This is a genomic window from Staphylococcus warneri, assembly GCF_900636385.1.
Taxonomy (GTDB): domain Bacteria; phylum Bacillota; class Bacilli; order Staphylococcales; family Staphylococcaceae; genus Staphylococcus; species Staphylococcus warneri.
In genome coordinates this window covers 1,446,671-1,467,106 of sequence record NZ_LR134269.1, presented here as the reverse complement: position 1 = coordinate 1,467,106, position 20,436 = coordinate 1,446,671, and the positions used below count along the sequence as shown (strand labels likewise).

The following is a 20,436-nucleotide window of genomic DNA, read 5'->3' as shown; positions in this document are numbered from 1 at the left end:
CAAAAAAGAGGTGGTACAAATGATAAAAATAAATCATTTAAGTAAACAATTTAACAATGTCAATGTACTTGAAAATATTAACTTAAATATAGAAGATGGTATTTGCACAGCACTCATTGGCAAAAATGGGGCAGGAAAATCAACATTAATCGATATTATTATTGGTAATAAAGCAATAGATTTTGGTGAAATCATTGATGAAAATAGTTTAATTAATAGAAAACATATGGCTGTTTTATATCAAAAAACACATTTTCCAAAATTAGTAAAAGTAAAAGAGTTATTTAATTTATATTGTAGTTTATATCAAGAGCATATTTCTAAAGAGGATTTTATGAATATCACTAACTTTGACGAACAATTGTTTAATCAATGGGCTTCAAAGCTTTCTGGTGGTCAACAAAGAATTTTAGATTTTGCCTTAACAGTTACTGGTAAACCAAAGTTGCTTGTATTAGATGAGTCAACTACCGCAATGGATATTGAAACGAGAGAACATTTTTGGAAAATAATCAATCGATTTAAAAGTGAAGGTATGACCATCTTATATACCACACATTATATAGAGGAAGTAGAAAGAATGGCAGATCAAATTGCTTTATTAGAAAATGGTCATATTAAAATTAAGGGAGATATAAATAAAATAAAGTCATTAGAAAAAACATCCTACATATATATTCCGCTTAAATATAAAGATGAAGTTCAAAAACTGGCTGTTAATTTTATATTCAAAAAATTAGAACAAAAGTTCGAAATTAAAACAAAACAAGTCAAGGACATATTAATAGAAATGATGAATCAGAATATTGATTTAAATGAAATTGAAATATATAAATCATCTCTATTAGAAGTGCTATTTAATAAGTCGAATATCAGTGAGGAGGAAATATAATGCTAATGTCTTATTTTACAATCGAATTTAAAGTCCTACTTAGAAAAAGATTATATTTAATCATGTCCATATGTTTACCACTATTTTTTTATCTTTTATTCACTTCTATATTAGATTTGCCTAAGTCTGAAAGAATAATATTTTATAAGGAATATATGTATAGTATGGTAGTATTTAGTTGTATGAACTTTTGTTTGATTTCATTTCCTGTTGATATGATTGAAGAAAGAACAAATGGGTGGTTTAAGCATCTTATGACCACACCTCTTAATATAACGTCATATTATTTGGTAAAAGTTAGTAAGACTACTTTTCAGTTTTTATTAGCTATTGTATTAATATTTGTAGTAGCACACTTTTATAATAACGTAAATATGGAAATGATACAGTGGATAAAATCTGCAGTTATATTATGGATAGGTGCTAGTTTGTTGTTAACATTAGGTTTAATTATTGCTCAATTTAACGATACTCAAAAAGCAAGCAGTATTGCTAACTTAATAGGTATAGGATTAGCGATTTTAGGAGGTTTATGGTTCCCAACTAACACATTCCCTGATTGGTTGCAAACTATTTCTAAATTAACACCTACTTATCATCTTAAACAATTGGCTTATCGTTTAAGTAAAGGTGATGGTATAGATTTTACTTCTTTTGGAATAATATTTTTTTATAGCGTGATATTTTTAATGATCGCATTATTGATTAATAAACAGAAAGCAGTGGATTAATATGACAAATGTATCCATTTGGACAAAAATTGGAACCAGAATAACACCTTTAATTTATTTGATTTTTCCGATATTAAACCTAATCGATTATAGTATTGAGAGACCCAAATGGGAATATTTTCTAATTGTAATCATTTTTGCAATTGATTATATCACAATTGTTTTTACTATAATCACGTGAGTGATAAAACACTGTATATAATGTTTCTGATTCACTATATATTATTAGATTATTTTGTTATATGTAAACAACCAATGAATGCATTATTTTATTTCTTTAGTGCATTTGCTATTCCTTTCATGTTGAAAAAAGGATTTAAGTCTAAATATTTTATTACATTTGTTATTGCGATTATAGTAACACTAGGAATCACGTTTATTATTATAAATGATGCAACATTACCTTTATCAATTTATTTTGTGGTCATATTTTTAATGTGTGTAGGGAATATTTATGCTTTAGAAGAGCGTAAAATGAAAGAAAAACTTACAGAACAGAATAAATACATTAATATTCTAATAGCGGAACAAGAACGATCACGTATAGGACAAGATTTGCATGATACGTTAGGTCACGTTTTTGCAAGTTTAACCTTAAAATCAGAGCTAGCTATGAAACTGATTGATCAACAACCAGCTAAAGCTAGAGATGAAATAGAATCTATCAATGAACTATCAAAAGACACGTTAAAAAAAGTGAGAAATATAATAGAAAATCTTCAAACGCCTTCATTTCAAGAAGAAGTTAAAGCAGTATCGACAATTTTAAAAGATGCTCAAATTGATTTTGCTTTTTCTAACACACAAATAGTAGCATCTTTAAATCCAGCAAAGCAGGCTTTGGTATCCATGATTTTAAAAGAGGCGATAAACAATATTATTAAACATGCTAATGCAACTACAGTTAAAATTAATGTGAGTGATTATCAAAAATATATTATGTTAACTATCCAAGATAACGGTATAGGAATGAATAATAAAGATAAAGAAAAGTTGAGTAGTATTCGGAATAGAGTGAATTATTTAAATGGAGAACTAAATATTGAAAATCACAATGGAACTAAACTAACAATCTGTGTACCTAGAGGTGAAATGATGTGATTACAATGATTATAGCTGAAGATCAACATATGCTTAGAAAAGCTATGGTACAACTTATCGAATTAAATGATGATTTGAAGGTAATAGCAGATGTAGGAAATGGTAATGAGGCATTAGAGTTAATAAAAACATATGAACCTGATATTGCAATTCTAGATATAGAAATGCCAGGTATGACTGGTATTGAAATCTTAGCAGAATCTAAAGCGTTAAAATTACAGACCAAAATTATCGTTGTTACAACTTTTAAAAGACCAGGATATTTTGAAAAAGCTGTAGCAAATGATGTAGATGCATATGTTTTAAAAGAGCGATCCATAGATGAATTAGTAAATACTATTCAGAAGGTAGTTAAAGGGAAGAAAGAATATATTGATAGCTTGATGACATCATTAATTACGTACACCAATCCATTAACGCACAAAGAACAAGTTGTCTTACGAGAAATCGGTAATGGATTAAGTAGTAAGGATATTGCAGATAAATTATATTTATCTAATGGAACAATACGTAATTATACATCATCTATTATTGATAAACTTGAAGCTGAAAATCGTTTTGACGCTTGGAAAATTGCCACAAATAATGGTTGGATATAATTAGCTTGGTTGTTTATCAACATGTTCTGAAAGTAATTTTAAAATTTCAATTGCTTTATAAGTTGGTGTTTCAATGCTTAATGTATGATCAAATGTATGATTTTGGGGTGTTTTAACTTTATAAGTAATTTCATAGCTATCAATGATGCAATCTATAATTTCCATAATTTCCCCCTCCTAAAAATTTTATTGAATTAATTGTTTTATTAATTTTTATATACCACAAATTTTACAAATTATTCCTCTAATATTCACATAAATGTTACAAAATAAATATTTTTTTGAAATTAAAAAAGGCCATTGAATTTGATTTCAATGGCACGCTTTGTTTAATATTGATATTTAAAAAAATATTGTCTATCGCTTTCTTTTATCCATGAAATTGGTGATTAAATAAACGATAAAACCTACTAAAATTCCTAAAAATAATGCAACTACGGCAGAAACTATAGTTGGGAATTTAAATACAACTTGCATTACAATACCTATTATAACTGCCACAATGACTGCTATAAGTGTGACTCTATTCTCACTAGACATATTGTTAATTCACTCCTATCATTGATTATTATATCATGGTCATGCTTGTTTAAAAATTTTTATTTAGTATTGACGCTATGATTATTATTCATTATCATTAGTCAGGATAAATAAGTAAGAATGGGTGACATCAATGAAATCGAAAAAGTCTTTATCAACACTTGTGTTGGTCATTATAGTTGTTTGTGTATTATTGTTTCAATTTATTAATCATACTGGACCATTTAGTGGATCTAAATCTGAAAATACTAATACAGAATTAAAAGGAAAGGAAAAAGTTCATATTGATAGAGTAGTTGACGGGGATACGTTTGTAGCAAAACAGGGCAACAAAAATATTAAAGTGCGTTTAATTGGTGTTGATACGCCTGAAACAGTTAAACCGAACACACCTGTTCAACCTTATGGTAAAGAGGCTTCGAACTATAGTAAGAAAACTTTAACTAATAAAGACGTGTATCTTGAATATGATAAAGAAAAAAATGATAGATATGGTAGAACTTTAGCCTATGTATGGTTAGATAAAGATCATATGTATAATAAAGAACTCGTTGAAAAAGGTTTAGCAAGAGAGAAGTACTTTGCGCCAAACGGTAAATATAGAGATGTATTTAAAAAGGCTCAAAATGAAGCTAAGAAAAATAAAGTCAATATTTGGAGTTAATATGTAATAAGAAGGCCGATACAATTATGGATATCTTTTCATAATTGTATCGGCCTTTTATCATATAATTTTTAATTAAATTGTTGTGTAATTTGTTCAACTTGATCTTTAGTTAATGGATGTTTAGATAAACTTACTGCGTCATTAATCACTTTTTCAAGTGATGATTTAGTTGAAACTGTGTCTACATATTTGTCGCTTTCTTCAGAACCTTCGATAATATTGACAGTTCCATCATTAAAATAAACCACACCGATACTTTGAATTTTGAAATTGAACTGTGACTCGATTTGGTCTTTTAATGCTTTAGCGTTATTAGCAGCTTGTTGGTAAGGATCATAATCATAAAATTCATATATTACTCGATTATCTTGAAGCATTTCAATGAATGTATAGACACCTTCACGAGTAGTATTGAATTGTTTATGATATTGTTCACTAATATAATGTCCAACAATTTTATCTCTATTTAGAGGTTGTTGGTCTAAATTAATGTGCTTATCAGGCACATCAAAGTGGTAGAAAGTTTTTTGATTCCAATGTTTAACATCAACATTGATTAAACCTACATCAGTAACAATAATAAAATCAAATGATCTTACATAATCAAATAATGGATGTTTTGTGGCAAGGTTACTCGTTGCTATGATGTTATATACCTTTAACTGACCACTTTCCACAAATTTATCTAAGATACCTCGTAAATCACGTTTTGCATTTTTGAATGCATGTGGGCTAATGCCTTTGTTGGTACTTAACATTTGATTTTTTAAAGAAAGATTTTCCTCACTTAAAGCTGAATTTTTCGCTACGATTTGATTTTTTGCATATTCTTCAGTTTCAACTCTACTTTTTAAATACTGTTGATTCAAGAAAAATGCGATAATCAAAACAATGATGATAATTATTAGAATTATCGATAAAGTTGACATAATTTTCACCCGAATCCATTTAGATTTAAACAGTAATACATATGTATGACAATGATATGAAATATTAATTTTTATGAAAAAGAAAATAATATATATAATCAAAATCACACAATTGATAACTCAATATTGATTATAAACTTACATTTAATGATGTTCAATCTATTGTAAGTGAAATTAAGAATATTATTTGAAAATTTAACGTTATAGACACTTTTAATAAATAACCATTGGAGTATCCACCAATTAAGATGAAATAATAAAAAATTATCAGTATATTAAATATAATTTTTACTAATTGTTCACAAATAATCAATTGAAAAAGATGTAGCTAGAGGGTATAATATAGGTTATGAAAGCGTTTACTAAGAAGGTGGTGTACATGTATATGGAAGAGCATTCAAATACTCAAACTTTAGTTGAAGCATTAATTCAATCATCATCACAGTCTTTCAAGTTTCATGGCGTTGTAGCAATGCAGTTATTTTTAAGTGATGACCTTGAACTACCTTCAAAAGTAGATATTTGTGTAGAACGTAAAAAATTAATAGATATTGTCAAAGCTATACCAAAACATTTTGATGTTCGTTTTTTTAATAAAGCTGGTGAATGTTCAGAAAGTCATAACATGTCATTAAAAGAAATTACACATGCAAATGTGTATGATGAAGAGCAACAAATTATGGAGATATTTGTATATGATGTTGTGAATGATGAGTGGATATTTAGGTTGAATTCTCAAATTCGTTTACCTAAGAATAATATTTATTTCCATTCATTAAATTATGATGTGGATTATATTAAACCTGAAATCGTATTGATGTATGATTTATTAGATAACCAAAACTATCATCAATTCTCTAATTATAAAAAAGTAATTGATTCATTGAGTTACTATCAATTTTTCATTCTTAAACTTGTTGTGGGTGAAAAAAGAATTAAAGAAGCTATTTTAAATAATAAAAAGATATTAGAAGCTTAAAAGCAACTTTCTAAAGAACTAGATTTTGTTCTACTTAGAAAGTTGCTTTTTTTAAATTAATCTTTTATACAGATACCGTGATAACAGAATTCATAAGTTGCTTTTACGGCTTTTTCTGCATCTTCTAGTTTGATACCAAACATCATTGAAATTTCAGATGCCCCTTGGTTAATCATTTTTAAATTAATATTAGATTCAGCAAGTGCATGGGTAATTTTACTAGCAGTACCAATAACTCTATTCATCCCTTCACCAACAATCATTAAAATTGCTAGATCGTGATCAATACTTAACTCATCTACGTCACAATATTTTTGTATATCATTTAACACTCGACTTTCTACATCTCTGATTTGATCAGAGCGCATGACGAGACTGATATTATCTATACCAGAAGGCATATGGTCAAATGAAATATTATAATCTTCAAGAACACCTAAAATCTTTCTTGTGAAACCAACTTGTCTATTCATCAAGTATTTTTTGATATTTATAACAGTAAAATCTTTATCACAACTAATACCACTAATTACATTTTTAGAATTAATTTCTCGATCATGTACGATAAAAGTGCCTTTATCTTGAGGACGATTTGTATTTTTAATAACTACAGGGATGCGGTCTTTATGTAAAGGTTGTAGCGCCTCATCATGAAATACACTAAAACCGGCGTATGAAAGTTCTCGCATTTCTCTATAAGTAATTTCTTCGATGATTTCAGGATTTTTAATAATGTTGGGGTTAGCTTTGAATATACCAGATACATCTGTAAAGTTTTCATATAGCGATGCTCTAACACCTCTAGCAATGATAGCACCCGTAATATCTGAGCCACCTCTAGGGAAAGTAACTATAAAATGATGTTTGGAAACGCCAAAGAATCCCGGAATAATTAATTTTTCTTTATAATTATTTAATTTATATATTTGTTCATAGGCAGAATCTAAAATTTGAGCTTGTTTAGGTAAATCAGTGACTAAAATACCTGCATCTTTCGGTGAAATATATTTAGTAGGAATACCTTGGCTATTGTTATAAGCTGCGATGAGTTGTGCATTAAAGTCTTCACCGCATGACACAATAGCATCATAAAGACGTGCAGGTTTATCTTTAAGTTCATATATATATTTTTCCAAAGTTTCATCAATCGTAGTAAGAATATCACGTTCCATATCTAATTCTTCAACAATATCTGCATATCTTTGAACAATTTCTTGTTTTTTATGCTGATAGTCAATGTTATTGATGACTTTTTCGTATAAACGAATGAGCAAGTCTGTTGTTTTAATATCATCACTGAAACGTTTTCCCGGAGCAGAAACGATAATAATCTTACGTTCTGGATCATCATTAACAATTTTTAAAACTTTTTTAATTTGCTTGGCGTTAGAGACTGAACTGCCTCCAAATTTAGCTACTTTCATAATAAAACAACCTTTCTAAAAAATCAGAAAATTTTATTTAGTTTTTCGGTAGAGCATGGTACTATAAAGTTATATTTTCATTATTGTGAACTTTACAAAAATTAAGAATAATTCTATACTATACCATCATATGGTATTTTTCAACGATACATTTGTTTTTCTCAAGTGAACAAGGAGGTACAGCGACATGAAGGAATTAAATATAGCATTACTTGGTTTAGGTACTGTAGGATCAGGTGTTGTCAAAATAATTGAAGAGAATAGACAACAAATTAAAGATACACTTAATAAAGATATTGTTATCAAGCATATACTTGTTCGTGACAAATCAAAGAAACGTCCATTAAATATTAGTCAATATCACCTAACTGAAGATGTGAATGAAATTTTAAATGATGACACTATTGATATTGTTGTGGAAGTTATGGGAGGCATTGAACCTACAGTTGATTGGTTACGTAGTGCTTTAAAGAATAAAAAGCATGTCATTACTGCGAATAAAGATTTATTAGCAGTACATTTAAAATTACTTGAAGATTTGGCAGAAGCTAACGGTGTTGCTTTAAAATTTGAAGCAAGTGTTGCAGGTGGTATACCAATTGTAAATGCAATTAATAATGGTTTAAATGCCAATAATATATCTAAATTTATGGGGATTTAAATGGAACATCAAACTTCATTCTTTCTAAAATGACTCAAGATCAAACAACTTTCGAAGATGCACTTGAGGAAGCTAAGCGTCTAGGTTTTGCAGAAGCTGATCCAACAGATGATGTAGATGGTATAGACGCCGCTAGAAAAGTAGTTATAACATCATACCTATCATTTAACCAAGTGATTAAACTTAATGACGTTCAATTAACAGGCATTAGAAATACGACACTAAGTGATATCAATGCTGCAAAAGCATTAGGATATAAAATTAAATTGATTGGTAAGGGAACTTATAATAATGGAAAGGTCAATGCATCAGTAGAACCTACGTTAATCGATGAAAAGCATCAACTTGCAGCAGTAGAAAATGAGTATAATGCCATTTATGTCATTGGTGATGCTGTAGGCGATACCAATGTTTATGGTAAAGGTGCCGGTAGTTTAGCTACAGGAAGTGCTGTTGTGAGTGATTTATTGAATGTGGCTTTATTCTTTGAATCAAATTTACATACGCTACCACCTCATTTTGAATTGAAAACTGAAGAAACTAGAGAAATGATGGATAATGAAGAAGCCGTTCTCGTTCAAGAAAAGTTGAACTTTATGTTGTGCTTAAGTCTCAAGAGCAATCTGAAGAAAAGTTAGAAAAAGAACTTAAATCACATTTACCATTCCATAAATCATTAAAAGTGACTAAGCGTGATGCAGATACATACGCATTAGTAATTTTAGGATTAGATCATTCACCTGAACAATTATTAAATAACGCAGGATTTGATGTTAATAAGTTTATCCAGTAGAAGGGGTTTAATACTTATGAAAAGATGGCAAGGTTTAGTTAAAGAATTTGAATCATATTTACCTGTAAATGACCAAACACCTAAATTAACGTTGAATGAAGGGAATACACCGTTAATTTATTGTGAAAATATGTCAGAAATGCTTGGAATCGAACTATACGTAAAATATGAAGGTGCGAATCCAACAGGTTCTTTTAAAGATAGAGGCATGGTTATGGCCGTAACTAAAGCAAAAGAGCAGGGTAAAAAAGTTGTTATTTGTGCGTCAACAGGAAATACATCAGCATCAGCAGCGGCATATGCAGCTAGAGCAGGGTTGAAAGCAATAGTAGTCATTCCTGAAGGGAAAATAGCTTTAGGTAAATTATCGCAAGCAGTAATGTATGGTGCTGAAATCGTATCCATTGAAGGAAACTTGATGAAGCTTTAGAAATTGTGAAAGAGATTGCAAAGAATGGCGACATTGAATTGGTGAATTCGGTTAATCCATTTAGAATTGAAGGGCAGAAAACAGGCGCTTTTGAGTTAGTAGAACAACTAGATGGTGAAGCTCCAGATATTTGGCGATTCCAGTTGGTAATGCAGGTAACATAACTGCATATTGGAAAGGTTTCAAAGAATATCATGAGAAAAAAGGTAGTCAATTACCACAATTATTTGGTTTCCAAGCAGAAGGTGCATCACCAATCGTTCAAAATAAAGTCATTAAAAATCCAGAAACTGTTGCTACTGCTATTCGTATTGGAAATCCTGCGAGTTGGGAGAAAGTGACTAATGCACTTAAAGAATCAAATGGATTAATTGATAGTGTAACTGATGAAGAAATTTTAGAAGCTTATCAAATGATGACATCTAAGGAAGGGGTTTTCAGTGAGCCCGCTAGTAATGCATCTATTGCAGGTTTAATTAAATTAAAACGTGCTGGTCGCTTACCACAAGGAAAAAAAGTAGTAGCTGTTTTAACAGGAAACGGTTTGAAAGACCCAGACACAGCTATTTCTTTATTAGATAATCCAATACAACCACTTCCTAATGACAAAGAAAGCATTATTAAGTATATTAAAGGAGCTTTATAATATGGAAGCTATGTTAAAGTTGAAAATTCCCGCTTCTACTGCAAATTTAGGTGTTGGATTTGATTCGATTGGTATGGCATTAAATAAATATCTTCATATGAACATCAAAGCAATTCAGGGTGATAATTGGGAATTTAACTACTTTAATGAAGAATTAGAGAGCTTACAAAGGATAAATCTAATTATATTTATCAGGTCGCCTCAAAAAGTTGCTTATAAATATAATGTTGAGTTACCAGCGTTAAGTATTGATATGAGAAGTGATATACCTTTAGCAAGAGGTTTAGGTTCTTCAGCTTCAGCGTTAGTTGGTGCACTTTATATCGCTAACTATTTCGGAAATATTCAATTATCCCAGTATGAATTACTTCAACTAGCAACTGAGTTTGAAGGTCATCCAGATAATGTAGCACCTACAATTTATGGCGGGTTAATTTCTGGTTATTATAATCCAGATACTAAAGTGACAGATGTAGCACGCATTGATGTGCCTAAAGTAGATATTATACTAACTATTCCACCATATGAACTTAAAACTGAAGATTCTCGTCAAGCATTACCAGATACTTTTTCACATTCTAATGCAGTACGTAATAGTGCAATTAGTAATACTATGATATGTGCGTTAATACAACACAAATATGAATTAGCTGGAAAAATGATGGAACAAGATGGCTTTCATGAACCTTATCGTCAACATTTAATTCCAGAATTTGCATCCATTAGACAAATTTCTAAAGCACACCATGCTTATGCGACTGTCATTAGTGGTGCTGGCCCTACAGTATTAACAATGAGCCCCCGTGAACATAGTGGTGAAATAGTAAGAACTTTAAAGAAAGATATGTCACATTGTATCTCAGAATTAGTGACTATCAATGAAGTTGGTGTCATTGAAGAAGTAGTGTACCAGTGAGCTTGTTTTGATGTAAAATATAGATAAGTCATTGAAAGGAGATTCGAAATAACATGAGTAAATATAAAGTAATCGTAATGGATATGGATGACACACTAATGAATAGTGAGAATCAAGTATCTCCAGAAACACAATCTTATCTTATTGATATTCAAGACAAAGGATATAAAGTTGTTTTAGCTTCAGGAAGACCAACTGAAGGGATGTTACCTGTAGCAAGAACATTAAAATTAAATGAACATGAAAGTTTTATTATTAGTTATAACGGTGGTAAAACAATTAATATGACTACAGAAGAAGTAGAAGTAAGTCAAAGCGTATCTAAAGAAAATTTTGACGCGATTGTAGATTATTGCCGTGAAAAAGGCTTTTTAGTCTTAACTTATGACGAAGGTTACATTATTTATGATGGCGATCATGAATACATGAATATTGAATCAGAATTAACTGGTCTACCGATGAAACGTGTGGAAGATATTAAATCTTATATTACACATAGTGTGCCAAAAGTTATGGGCGTCGATTATGTAGGTAATATTACTGAAGCGCGTATCGACTTGAATGGTTTCTTTAATGAGGAAATTGATGTAACTACAAGTAAACCATTCTTTTTAGAATTTATGGCGAGAGATGTTTCAAAGGGTAATGCAATTACAGCATTATGTAAAAAACTAGATATTTCACTTGAAGAAGTGATTGCATTTGGTGATAGTTTAAATGATCAATCCATGTTAGAGGTTGTTGGTCATGCTGTCGCTATGGGCAATGCAAGTGACGAATTAAAAAATATTGCGGATGAAGTAACTTTAGATAATAATTCTAATGGCATTCCACATGCTTTAAAACGTCTTTTATAATTAAATAGACTTAGGTATCTTGATGGTAACGCGATAACATATTTACTAACATGTTATCGATGTATACCAAGGACAAGTTACCTAAGTCTTTTTTTAGATTATTTTGCTGTGTGTGTCCAATCGTTTTTCCCTTTATAGCGTTTAACATGTGCATAAACTTGATCCGCTGCATAATCCAGATTCGTATAAACAGTTATAGTAAATGCTGATTGGTTTGCTTGAAACTTTTCTTCTAAAAATACTTCTTTCAGATGTGTAAATAAGTTATTCATTTGGTCGTGATTTAAACTTGGATATTCTCTTAAAGTATTTTTAACGAGTTGACCATTTTTTTCTTCTAAAGATTGCACGACGATAACAAAACGTTCGTCACTTTTAATCACATCATCGAACAAATTTGTTTGACCAATCATTGAAACCACCTCTAAGCCATTTTTCTTAACTTTATTATACATGATAATTTGTTTGCAGAAAATAAACTTTAATTATAAAACAATAGTAATTTATTAATTGTTGCGCGTTCATTTTGACAAAATAAAATACACCTTTCAATTAAAATTAGTTAAACAAATCAATCGAAAGGTGTAATTCTATTTATAACGGTTAATTATTTTTGAAAATATGAGAACTTAAATCCATTTCTTCAAGTTTGACAAACTTCGTTTTCTTAATCATTTTATGCACAAAGAAGATAATTGCTAGGATTAGAATAGGCGTAAAGTTTCTAATAACACTAATCCAATCACCTGAAGCAATACTTCCGAATGAACTACCAAATAATAAGAATAATAATGTAGCAATTACGACTATAGGTCCGAATGGATAAAATGGTGCTTTATAAGGTAATAATTCGTTAGCATCTTTACCTTGTTTTTTAATAGCACGACGCACTCTAATTTGTGCCCATATACTAGAACCCCAAATGATGATAACCATCGAACCAATAATATTTAATAAATTAAATACAGCATTAGAATTAAAATTAGCATATATTACTACAGCTACTACTAATAAATAAGTTGTTAGAATTGATCTAATCGGTAATTTAGTAGTTTTATTTAATTTGTTGAAAAATTGTGGTGCTTGTTTATCAACGCTTAATGAATAAAGCATTCTGCTTGTTGTATAAATACCTGAGTTCGCTGCTGATAATAGTGAAGTTAAAATAACTGCATTAATGACTGAGGCAGCAAAAGCAATACCTATACGGTCAAATACGATTGTAAATGGACTTTGAGTAACAGATTGACTTTCATTTAATAGTAATGGATCAGTATATGGGATGATTGCAGCGATGACAGCTATAGATAATACATAGAATAATAAAATTCTCCAAAATACTTGTTTGATCGCTCTAGGCATTGATTTGCTTGGATCACTTGATTCTCCAGCTGTGACTGCAACTACTTCTGTACCACCAACAGAAAAGCCAGCAACTAATAAAACACTTAAAATACCTGAGATACCACCTACAAAAGGTGCTTGTCCCTTAGTATAATTTTCAAATCCATAAGAATGTCCGCCTAAAATACCAAAAATCATCAAAATACCAAAAACTATAAATACAATAATTGTGACTACTTTAATGAGTGATAACCAAAATTCTGTTTCACCAAAAGCTTTTACAGAGAAGATATTTAGTAGTAAAAGTAGCGTAATAAATATCAAACTCCAAGCTAAGGGACTAAAGAAATTAAAAGCATGCCAAAACTTTAATACATTTGCGGCAACGATGACGTCTACACTTGTTACAAGTGTCCACATTCCCCAATATAACCATCCCATGGTAAAACCAAGTGATGGATCAACAAATCGAGTAGAGTAAGAACTAAATGAACCAGATACTGGATAGAAAGTAGCTAATTCACCAATAGACGCCATTAAGAAATAAAGCATGATACCTATTAAGAGGTAAGCAAGGATAGCGCCACCAGGACCAGCTTCAGAAATGACACTTCCTGTAGCCACAAATAAACCAGTTCCAATTGCGCCACCTATAGCAATCATGGTTATGTGTCTGGAGGTTAAACCTCTTTTCATATTATTATCTTCCATATACTGTCTCCCATCTATTTTAAATATATCCATCATTTTAATTCTTTTAGACCTACTATTCAATAGTAATTTAGCACTTTAAAGTAAAATTTAAAAATTTTCTGATAATTCGGTTGAGATAAGGGGTTTAAGTTTCATTAAAAGAGGGGATACTTTATAATGGATACTATATTATAATAATTCTAATTTGTGTGGAGGGAAATTTGATGTCTAAACAAGACGGTAAGTTAACAGGTTTATTCGGCGCACCCGTGTCAGATAGAGAAAATAGTATGACTGCTGGTCCAAGAGGTCCACTTTTAATGCAGGATATTTACTTCTTAGAGCAAATGTCACATTTTGATCGTGAAGTGATTCCTGAAAGACGTATGCATGCTAAAGGTTCCGGTGCATTTGGAACATTTACCGTAACTAATGATATTACTCAGTATACAAGTGCTAAAATGTTCTCGGAAGTCGGTAAACAAACTGAAATGTTCGCGAGATTTTCTACTGTATCTGGTGAAAGAGGTGCAGCAGATGCTGAGAGAGATATTCGTGGATTTGCATTAAAATTTTATACTGAAGATGGAAACTGGGATTTAGTTGGTAATAATACGCCCGTATTCTTCTTTAGAGACCCTAAATTATTCGTAAGCTTAAATAGAGCTGTTAAAAGAGATCCAAGAACGAATATGAGAAGTGCACAAAATAACTGGGACTTCTGGACAGGATTACCAGAAGCATTACACCAAGTGACAATTTTAATGTCAGATAGAGGTATTCCAAAAGATTTACGACATATGCATGGATTCGGTTCACACACATATTCTATGTACAATGATAAAGGTGAACGCGTATGGGTTAAATATCATTTCAGAACACAACAAGGCATTGAAAATTTAACAGATGAAGAAGCGGCTAACGTGATTGCTACGGATCGTGATTCTTCACAAAGAGATTTATTTAATGCGATTGAAAATGGTGATTATCCTAAATGGAAAATGTATATTCAAGTAATGACAGAAGAACAAGCTAGAAATCATAAAGATAACCCATTTGATTTAACAAAAGTTTGGTATCATGGTGATTATCCATTAATTGAAGTTGGAGAATTTGAATTAAACCGCAATCCTAATAACTATTTCCAAGATGTTGAACAAGCTGCTTTTGCACCTACAAACATCGTTCCTGGTTTAGACTATTCACCAGATAAAATGTTACAAGGTCGTTTATTCTCTTATGGTGATGCGCAACGTTATAGATTAGGAGTTAACCATTGGCAAATACCAGTTAACCAACCTAAAGGTGTAGGTATTGAAAATTTATGTCCATTTAGTCGTGATGGCCAAATGCGTATTTTAGATGATAACCAAGGTGGCGGACCTCATTATTATCCAAATAATCAAGGTGTTTATGATTCCCAACCTGAATTTAAAAAGCCGCCATTCCCAGCTGATGGTGATGGTTATGAATATAATCAACGTCAAGATGATGATAATTACTTTGAACAACCAGGTAAGTTATTTAGATTACAATCTGATGAAGCGAAAGAGAGAATCTTTACTAATACAGCCAATGCGATGGATGGTGTAACAGAGGATGTTAAAAGACGACATATTCGCCATTGCTATAAAGCAGATCCAGATTATGGTAAAGGTGTTGCTAAAGCATTAGGTATTGATATTAATTCAATCGATTTAGAAGGTGAGCAAGACGAAACTTATGAGAATTTTAAAAATTAAAAGTTAAGATTGCGCACTGAAGATTTATATGATAGAATTTTAAATCGTAAGTATTCCTAACTAGAAAGGGTGTTGAACGTGCGCGTAAATATCACATTAGCATGCACAGAATGTGGCGATCGTAACTATATCACTACTAAAAATAAAAGAAATAATCCTGAGCGTATTGAAATGAAAAAATATTGCCCAAGATTAAACAAATATACGTTACATCGTGAAACTAAATAATCACTTATCTTTCAAATATGACAATTTGAAATGCGAAAAGATCTTTTTCTTAATCGAAAAAGGTCTTTTTTTGTGCTTAATCATGAAAATTAACATTTTATTTAGCTAGGGAAATTTCACGTTTGCAAAAATCATAATACGTGTTATTATATAAAACGTAATAATTACGATTTATAAAAAAGAGAGGTAAAAGAAATGGCTAAAAAATCAAAAATTGCAAAAGAACAAAAGAGACAAGAATTAGTAGATAAATATTTTGAATTACGAAAAGAACTTAAAGCAAAAGGTGATTATGAAGCTTTAAGAAAATTACCACGTGATTCATCACCTACACGCTTAACACGTAGATGTAAAGTGACTGGACGACCAAGAGGTGTATTAAGAAAGTTCGAAATGTCACGTATTGCATTTAGAGAACATGCTCATAAAGGTCAAATACCTGGCGTGAAAAAATCAAGTTGGTAAAACTCGTACTAAAGTCCATTTACAAGAACAATAAAACAATGTAAAGTAAGTAAGGATAATATTTTCTGAATAAAGTAACTGATTTTAAATTGATTATTCGGATTTTAGCTATTTATCCCAAAATATATTGTTTTATAAAGGGGCTTTTAGATTAATATGAAAATATTTGATTATGAAGACATACAACTAATACCGAACAAATGTATTGTTGAAAGTAGATCTGAATGTGATACTTCAATTCAATTTGGACCACGTTCATTTAAACTTCCAGTTGTACCAGCTAACATGCAAACAGTTATGAATGAAGAATTAGCGCAATGGTTTGCAGAAAACGATTATTTTTATATCATGCATCGATTCAATGAAGCAGCTAGAATTCCGTTTATCAAAAAAATGCAAAGCAATCACTTATTTGCATCTATTTCAGTTGGTGTAAAAAAATCAGAATTTGAATTTATTGAACAACTCGCAAATGAACAATTAACACCAGAATATATAACAATTGATATTGCACATGGACATTCTGATTCTGTGATTAATATGATTAAACACATTAAAACATATTTACCTAATTCATTTGTTATAGCTGGTAACGTAGGTACACCTGAAGGCGTTAGAGAATTAGAAAATGCCGGTGCAGATGCAACGAAGGTAGGTATTGGACCAGGTCGTGTTTGTATAACTAAAATTAAAACAGGATTTGGTACAGGTGGTTGGCAATTAGCTGCACTTAATTTATGTAGTAAAGCAGCTAGAAAACCTATTATTGCCGATGGTGGTTTACGAACACACGGTGACATTGCTAAATCAATTCGTTTCGGTGCATCAATGGTTATGATTGGGTCACTTTTTGCAGCTCACGAAGAATCACCAGGAGAAACAGTTGAGCTAGAAGGTAAACGCTATAAAGAATATTTTGGTAGTGCTTCTGAATTCCAAAAGGGCGAACATAAAAACGTTGAAGGCAAAAAGATGTTTGTAGAACATAAAGGGTCATTGAAAGATACTTTAAGAGAAATGCAACAAGATTTACAAAGCTCTATTTCTTATGCGGGTGGAAAAGATTTAAAATCACTACGCACTGTAGATTATGTCATTGTTAGAAATTCAATTTTTAACGGAGATAGAGACTAGTATCTTATGGTAGGTGACTACAATTAAAAAGTTTCTCGTATTTTTTGTCGCATGTTTATGTTTAGTCATTTTTCTGCCATTGAATGAATGGAAACCACTAGAAAAAGTTCAATTAGAAGTTAGACAACAGATAGATCATTGGGCATTTGGAGATTCTAATGAAGAAGATATAAGTTTGGATGTTCCGAATAAACAAGAATTTGCCATAAATAATATTCAAATGAATATGTCAAAAAAAGAAGTGGAAGATAAATTAGGTAAAGCACGACGCATCACTTCTAATGAATATGGCACACATTGGTATACGTATTACGATGATGATTATAACCAATTCGTTATGATTAGTTATATTAAAGATAGAGTAAACGGTATGTACACTAATCAAAACTTAATCTCTTCGCAATCTAAAATAAAATATGCGACCCCTAAAAATAAGGTGAGAGATCGTTTAGGTAAACCTATTGATGAAATGAAAAAAGGGAATAAGCGGTTTGAAATACAAAACGATGAATATGACGTCTTTCACAAAAAGCATATATATACTACTGTCTTCTATGATAAACATGAACAGAATGGTGTCACAGCGTTATATCAAGTAAGTGATGAAATGGAAAATAGACTTCAAGAGCAATATGGTGCACCTTCTAAATCCTTGGAAAAAAGCTTTGAATTACAAGATTTTGATATTGTTAATGCAGAGAGAAAACAAAGACAATTATCAACGTTAAGTTATTCTAAATCCATTTCTAATACTGCTAGAAAGCATAGCAAAGATATGGTGGAAAATAATTATTTTGATCATACAGATTTAAAGAGGAAATCACCATTTGATCGATTGAAAGCAGATCACCATGACTTTAATGCCGCAGGTGAGAATCTAGCCTATGGACAACAAAATAGTATATACGCTCACGAAGGACTAATGAATTCATTAGGGCACAGAAAAAATATACTAAATGATAGCTTCTCAACTTTAGGCGTCGGCGTTGATTTTAATGATCAACGACAACCATATTGGACCGAAAATTATACTGGTTAATCGTTTAAAACAATATATGTTGGGGTACTAATTAGTTGTAAGGAAGTAGATAGAATGTCAACTAAATCAAAACAACAACCTGATATCTTAGAAAAAGTAAAAGAAGTTTTGAACAAGAATCAAAATAAAAAGGATTAGGCATGATGCCTAATCCTTTTTATATATATAGGGGGTTATGAGGATAAAATATGATTACATTTCTCTATATAAACCGATTACTTTTCCAACTACAATAACATTTTCTAAATAAATTGGATCCATCGTACTATTTTCGGGTTGCAATCTATAACGGTTCTTTTCTTTATAAAATCTTTTAACTGTCGCTTCATCGTCTTCTGTCATCGCAACAATAATATCGCCATTTTCTGCGATTGTTTGACTACGAACGATAACTTTATCGCCATCAAGAATACCCGCTTCAATCATACTGTCTCCAACAACATTTAAAATAAAAATATCGCTATTATGTGTGGAAGTTAAATGTTCAGGCAATGGAAAATATTCTTCAATATTTTCAACAGCAGTAATTGGAATACCTGCAGTTACTTTACCGATTACAGGAACATGAATTGTTTCTTCCATACTAATATTATCATTTAATTGTTCGCTAACAATTTCAATTGCTCTAGGTTTAGTAGGGTCACGTTTAATATAGCCTTTTTCTTCTAATCTTGATAAGTGACCATGAACAGTTGAACTTGAAGCCAATCCTACTGCTTCACCAATTTCTCGAACACTTGGTGGATACCCTTTTGATTGAACAATCTGCTTAATGTAATCATATATTTCACTTTGTCTTTTCGTTAATTCTCTCATATATAGGCACTCCCTAGTTTTATTTAAGTTTATTATAGCATCTCTAATAGTAAATAACAAACGTTTGTTCGTTAAAGTGTTGACATGGAACATCTGTTCTGTTAAATTATAAATACAAACAAACGTTCTAGGAGTGAGATTCATGTTAACAAAACAAACAAAGACATTTTTAACATATATAGCAGTATTTTTAGTATCTTGCCTTATCTTTTTAGTATTCTTCTTAAGTGTTAATCAAAGCGCACATTCAGAACAAACGTACGAAATGACAGATCATGAAATTCATCAGAATGCTAACCAAAATGAACATCAAACACCTAATAATAACGGGAACAGCGAACATAAATCTGGGTCTATGTTCGCATTAGCCCACTAAACACTAAAATAGAATAAAAAAGTAAAAGTGAGCGTAACGATTTGGTTATGCTCATTTTTTTGTTATATTCTATGGAAGGTTTATAAACGCTATATTATTATAAGAATATAAAAATATATGATATAAGGTTAGAAATTAACTATGGATATAATTGAACAATAATTGATATGAAAGTAGGAATTTGAATGTCTAAAAATGATTTAAATATTGATAGAATTAATGAATTAGCTAAAAAGAAGAAAGAACAAGGTTTAACCAACGAAGAAGCCAAAGAGCAATCTAAGTTGAGAAAACAATATCTTGATTCATTTAGAGAAGGGTTCAAAAAGCAATTAGAAAACACTAAAGTGATAGATCCAGAGGGTACTGATGTTACTCCTGAAAAATTAAAGAAAATTCAACAGAATAAGAAAGAAAAATAAGCGTGAAATTTT

The 20,436-nt window shown here is 30.7% G+C and carries 22 protein-coding genes and 2 pseudogenes; 17 read left to right on the top strand and 7 right to left on the bottom strand.

What is annotated here, in order from left to right; all coding sequences use genetic code 11:
• Positions 1 to 19: 19 nt before the first annotated feature.
• The 4 genes from EL082_RS07095 to EL082_RS07080 all read left to right on the top strand — a co-directional run bounded on the left by EL082_RS07095 (position 20) and on the right by EL082_RS07080 (position 3,323).
• Positions 20 to 892 carry an ABC transporter ATP-binding protein gene (locus EL082_RS07095; RefSeq protein WP_049415185.1) on the top strand — a complete coding sequence of 291 codons (873 nt, stop codon included), beginning with the start codon at positions 20 to 22 and terminating at the stop codon, positions 890 to 892.
• Positions 892 to 1,623, top strand: coding sequence for an ABC transporter permease (locus EL082_RS07090; RefSeq protein WP_015365043.1), 732 nt, complete (start codon positions 892 to 894; stop codon positions 1,621 to 1,623). The genes EL082_RS07095 and EL082_RS07090 overlap by 1 nt, the downstream gene beginning before the upstream one ends.
• Before the next feature lie 255 nt (positions 1,624 to 1,878).
• The gene (locus tag EL082_RS07085; protein ID WP_002466739.1) at positions 1,879 to 2,724 is read left to right on the top strand and encodes a sensor histidine kinase; all 846 of its coding nucleotides are present in this window, start codon (positions 1,879 to 1,881) and stop codon (positions 2,722 to 2,724) included.
• Positions 2,725 to 2,729: 5 nt separating this feature from the next.
• Positions 2,730 to 3,323: a response regulator transcription factor gene (locus EL082_RS07080; RefSeq protein ID WP_246849774.1), complete on the top strand. Its 594-nt coding sequence runs from the start codon at positions 2,730 to 2,732 to the stop codon at positions 3,321 to 3,323.
• On the opposite strand, the gene EL082_RS11915 is transcribed toward EL082_RS07080, so the two are convergent.
• Positions 3,324 to 3,488: a hypothetical protein gene (locus EL082_RS11915; RefSeq protein WP_002451285.1), complete on the bottom strand. Its 165-nt coding sequence runs from the start codon at positions 3,486 to 3,488 to the stop codon at positions 3,324 to 3,326.
• Positions 3,489 to 3,680: 192 nt separating this feature from the next.
• Complete coding sequence (locus tag EL082_RS07075) at positions 3,681 to 3,863, bottom strand: hypothetical protein (protein ID WP_002466352.1); 183 nt, start codon at positions 3,861 to 3,863, stop codon at positions 3,681 to 3,683.
• Positions 3,864 to 3,996: 133 nt separating this feature from the next.
• Here EL082_RS07075 and nucI point away from each other — a divergent pair, with 133 nt between their 5' ends.
• A complete protein-coding gene (gene nucI, locus EL082_RS07070; RefSeq protein WP_002466364.1) occupies positions 3,997 to 4,527 on the top strand; it encodes a thermonuclease NucI in 531 nt (176 codons plus the stop codon).
• A 71-nt stretch (positions 4,528 to 4,598) separates the two neighbouring features.
• Here nucI and EL082_RS07065 read toward each other — a convergent pair whose 3' ends face one another.
• Complete coding sequence (locus EL082_RS07065) at positions 4,599 to 5,459, bottom strand: hypothetical protein (protein WP_015365040.1); 861 nt, start codon at positions 5,457 to 5,459, stop codon at positions 4,599 to 4,601.
• A 379-nt stretch (positions 5,460 to 5,838) separates the two neighbouring features.
• Here EL082_RS07065 and EL082_RS07060 point away from each other — a divergent pair, with 379 nt between their 5' ends.
• Entirely contained in the window at positions 5,839 to 6,438 is a 600-nt protein-coding gene (locus EL082_RS07060) for a hypothetical protein (RefSeq protein WP_002466355.1), read from the top strand.
• A gap of 56 nt (positions 6,439 to 6,494) precedes the next feature.
• Here the strand turns inward: EL082_RS07060 and EL082_RS07055 are convergent, their stop codons facing one another.
• Positions 6,495 to 7,862 (bottom strand): aspartate kinase, encoded by a 1,368-nt coding sequence (locus EL082_RS07055; protein ID WP_002466363.1) that lies wholly within the window; start codon positions 7,860 to 7,862, stop codon positions 6,495 to 6,497.
• Positions 7,863 to 8,049: 187 nt separating this feature from the next.
• Here EL082_RS07055 and EL082_RS07050 point away from each other — a divergent pair.
• The 4 genes and pseudogenes from EL082_RS07050 (at position 8,050) to EL082_RS07035 (ending at position 12,165) form a co-directional block, all read left to right on the top strand.
• Positions 8,050 to 9,327, top strand: a pseudogene (locus tag EL082_RS07050) (homoserine dehydrogenase).
• Between the two features lie 5 nt (positions 9,328 to 9,332).
• A pseudogene (gene thrC, locus EL082_RS07045) lies at positions 9,333 to 10,392 on the top strand (threonine synthase).
• A 1-nt stretch (position 10,393) separates the two neighbouring features.
• A complete protein-coding gene (gene thrB / locus EL082_RS07040; protein ID WP_126474886.1) occupies positions 10,394 to 11,308 on the top strand; it encodes a homoserine kinase in 915 nt (304 codons plus the stop codon).
• Between the two features lie 53 nt (positions 11,309 to 11,361).
• A complete protein-coding gene (locus EL082_RS07035) occupies positions 11,362 to 12,165 on the top strand; it encodes a Cof-type HAD-IIB family hydrolase (RefSeq protein ID WP_002466348.1) in 804 nt (267 codons plus the stop codon).
• Positions 12,166 to 12,263: 98 nt separating this feature from the next.
• Here EL082_RS07035 and EL082_RS07030 read toward each other — a convergent pair whose 3' ends face one another.
• Positions 12,264 to 12,578, bottom strand: coding sequence for a hypothetical protein (locus EL082_RS07030; protein ID WP_002466361.1), 315 nt, complete (start codon positions 12,576 to 12,578; stop codon positions 12,264 to 12,266).
• A gap of 190 nt (positions 12,579 to 12,768) precedes the next feature.
• Complete coding sequence (locus EL082_RS07025) at positions 12,769 to 14,220, bottom strand: amino acid permease (RefSeq protein ID WP_002466366.1); 1,452 nt, start codon at positions 14,218 to 14,220, stop codon at positions 12,769 to 12,771.
• A gap of 206 nt (positions 14,221 to 14,426) precedes the next feature.
• Here EL082_RS07025 and EL082_RS07020 point away from each other — a divergent pair, with 206 nt between their 5' ends.
• From EL082_RS07020 to EL082_RS07000, 5 genes are all read left to right on the top strand, one after another.
• The gene (locus tag EL082_RS07020; RefSeq protein ID WP_002466353.1) at positions 14,427 to 15,944 is read left to right on the top strand and encodes a catalase; all 1,518 of its coding nucleotides are present in this window, start codon (positions 14,427 to 14,429) and stop codon (positions 15,942 to 15,944) included.
• 78 nt (positions 15,945 to 16,022) lie between these two features.
• The gene (gene rpmG, locus EL082_RS07015) at positions 16,023 to 16,172 is read left to right on the top strand and encodes a 50S ribosomal protein L33 (RefSeq protein ID WP_001831295.1); all 150 of its coding nucleotides are present in this window, start codon (positions 16,023 to 16,025) and stop codon (positions 16,170 to 16,172) included.
• A 195-nt stretch (positions 16,173 to 16,367) separates the two neighbouring features.
• A complete protein-coding gene (rpsN, locus tag EL082_RS07010; protein ID WP_002451298.1) occupies positions 16,368 to 16,637 on the top strand; it encodes a 30S ribosomal protein S14 in 270 nt (89 codons plus the stop codon).
• 156 nt (positions 16,638 to 16,793) lie between these two features.
• Complete coding sequence (guaC, locus tag EL082_RS07005) at positions 16,794 to 17,771, top strand: GMP reductase (RefSeq protein ID WP_015365036.1); 978 nt, start codon at positions 16,794 to 16,796, stop codon at positions 17,769 to 17,771.
• Between the two features lie 13 nt (positions 17,772 to 17,784).
• Positions 17,785 to 18,810, top strand: a complete 1,026-nt coding sequence (locus EL082_RS07000; RefSeq protein WP_019235890.1) for a CAP domain-containing protein — start codon at positions 17,785 to 17,787, stop codon at positions 18,808 to 18,810.
• 192 nt (positions 18,811 to 19,002) lie between these two features.
• Here EL082_RS07000 and lexA read toward each other — a convergent pair whose 3' ends face one another.
• On the bottom strand, positions 19,003 to 19,626 hold the full coding sequence (lexA, locus tag EL082_RS06995; protein WP_002466354.1) for a transcriptional repressor LexA: 624 nt from the start codon (positions 19,624 to 19,626) through the stop codon (positions 19,003 to 19,005).
• A 142-nt stretch (positions 19,627 to 19,768) separates the two neighbouring features.
• Between lexA and sosA the strand changes: the two genes are divergently transcribed.
• Both sosA and EL082_RS06985 read left to right on the top strand, forming a co-directional pair.
• On the top strand, positions 19,769 to 20,002 hold the full coding sequence (gene sosA, locus EL082_RS06990; protein WP_002466360.1) for a DNA damage-induced cell division inhibitor SosA: 234 nt from the start codon (positions 19,769 to 19,771) through the stop codon (positions 20,000 to 20,002).
• A 185-nt stretch (positions 20,003 to 20,187) separates the two neighbouring features.
• Positions 20,188 to 20,424: a DUF896 domain-containing protein gene (locus EL082_RS06985; protein ID WP_015365034.1), complete on the top strand. Its 237-nt coding sequence runs from the start codon at positions 20,188 to 20,190 to the stop codon at positions 20,422 to 20,424.
• Positions 20,425 to 20,436 lie beyond the last annotated feature (12 nt).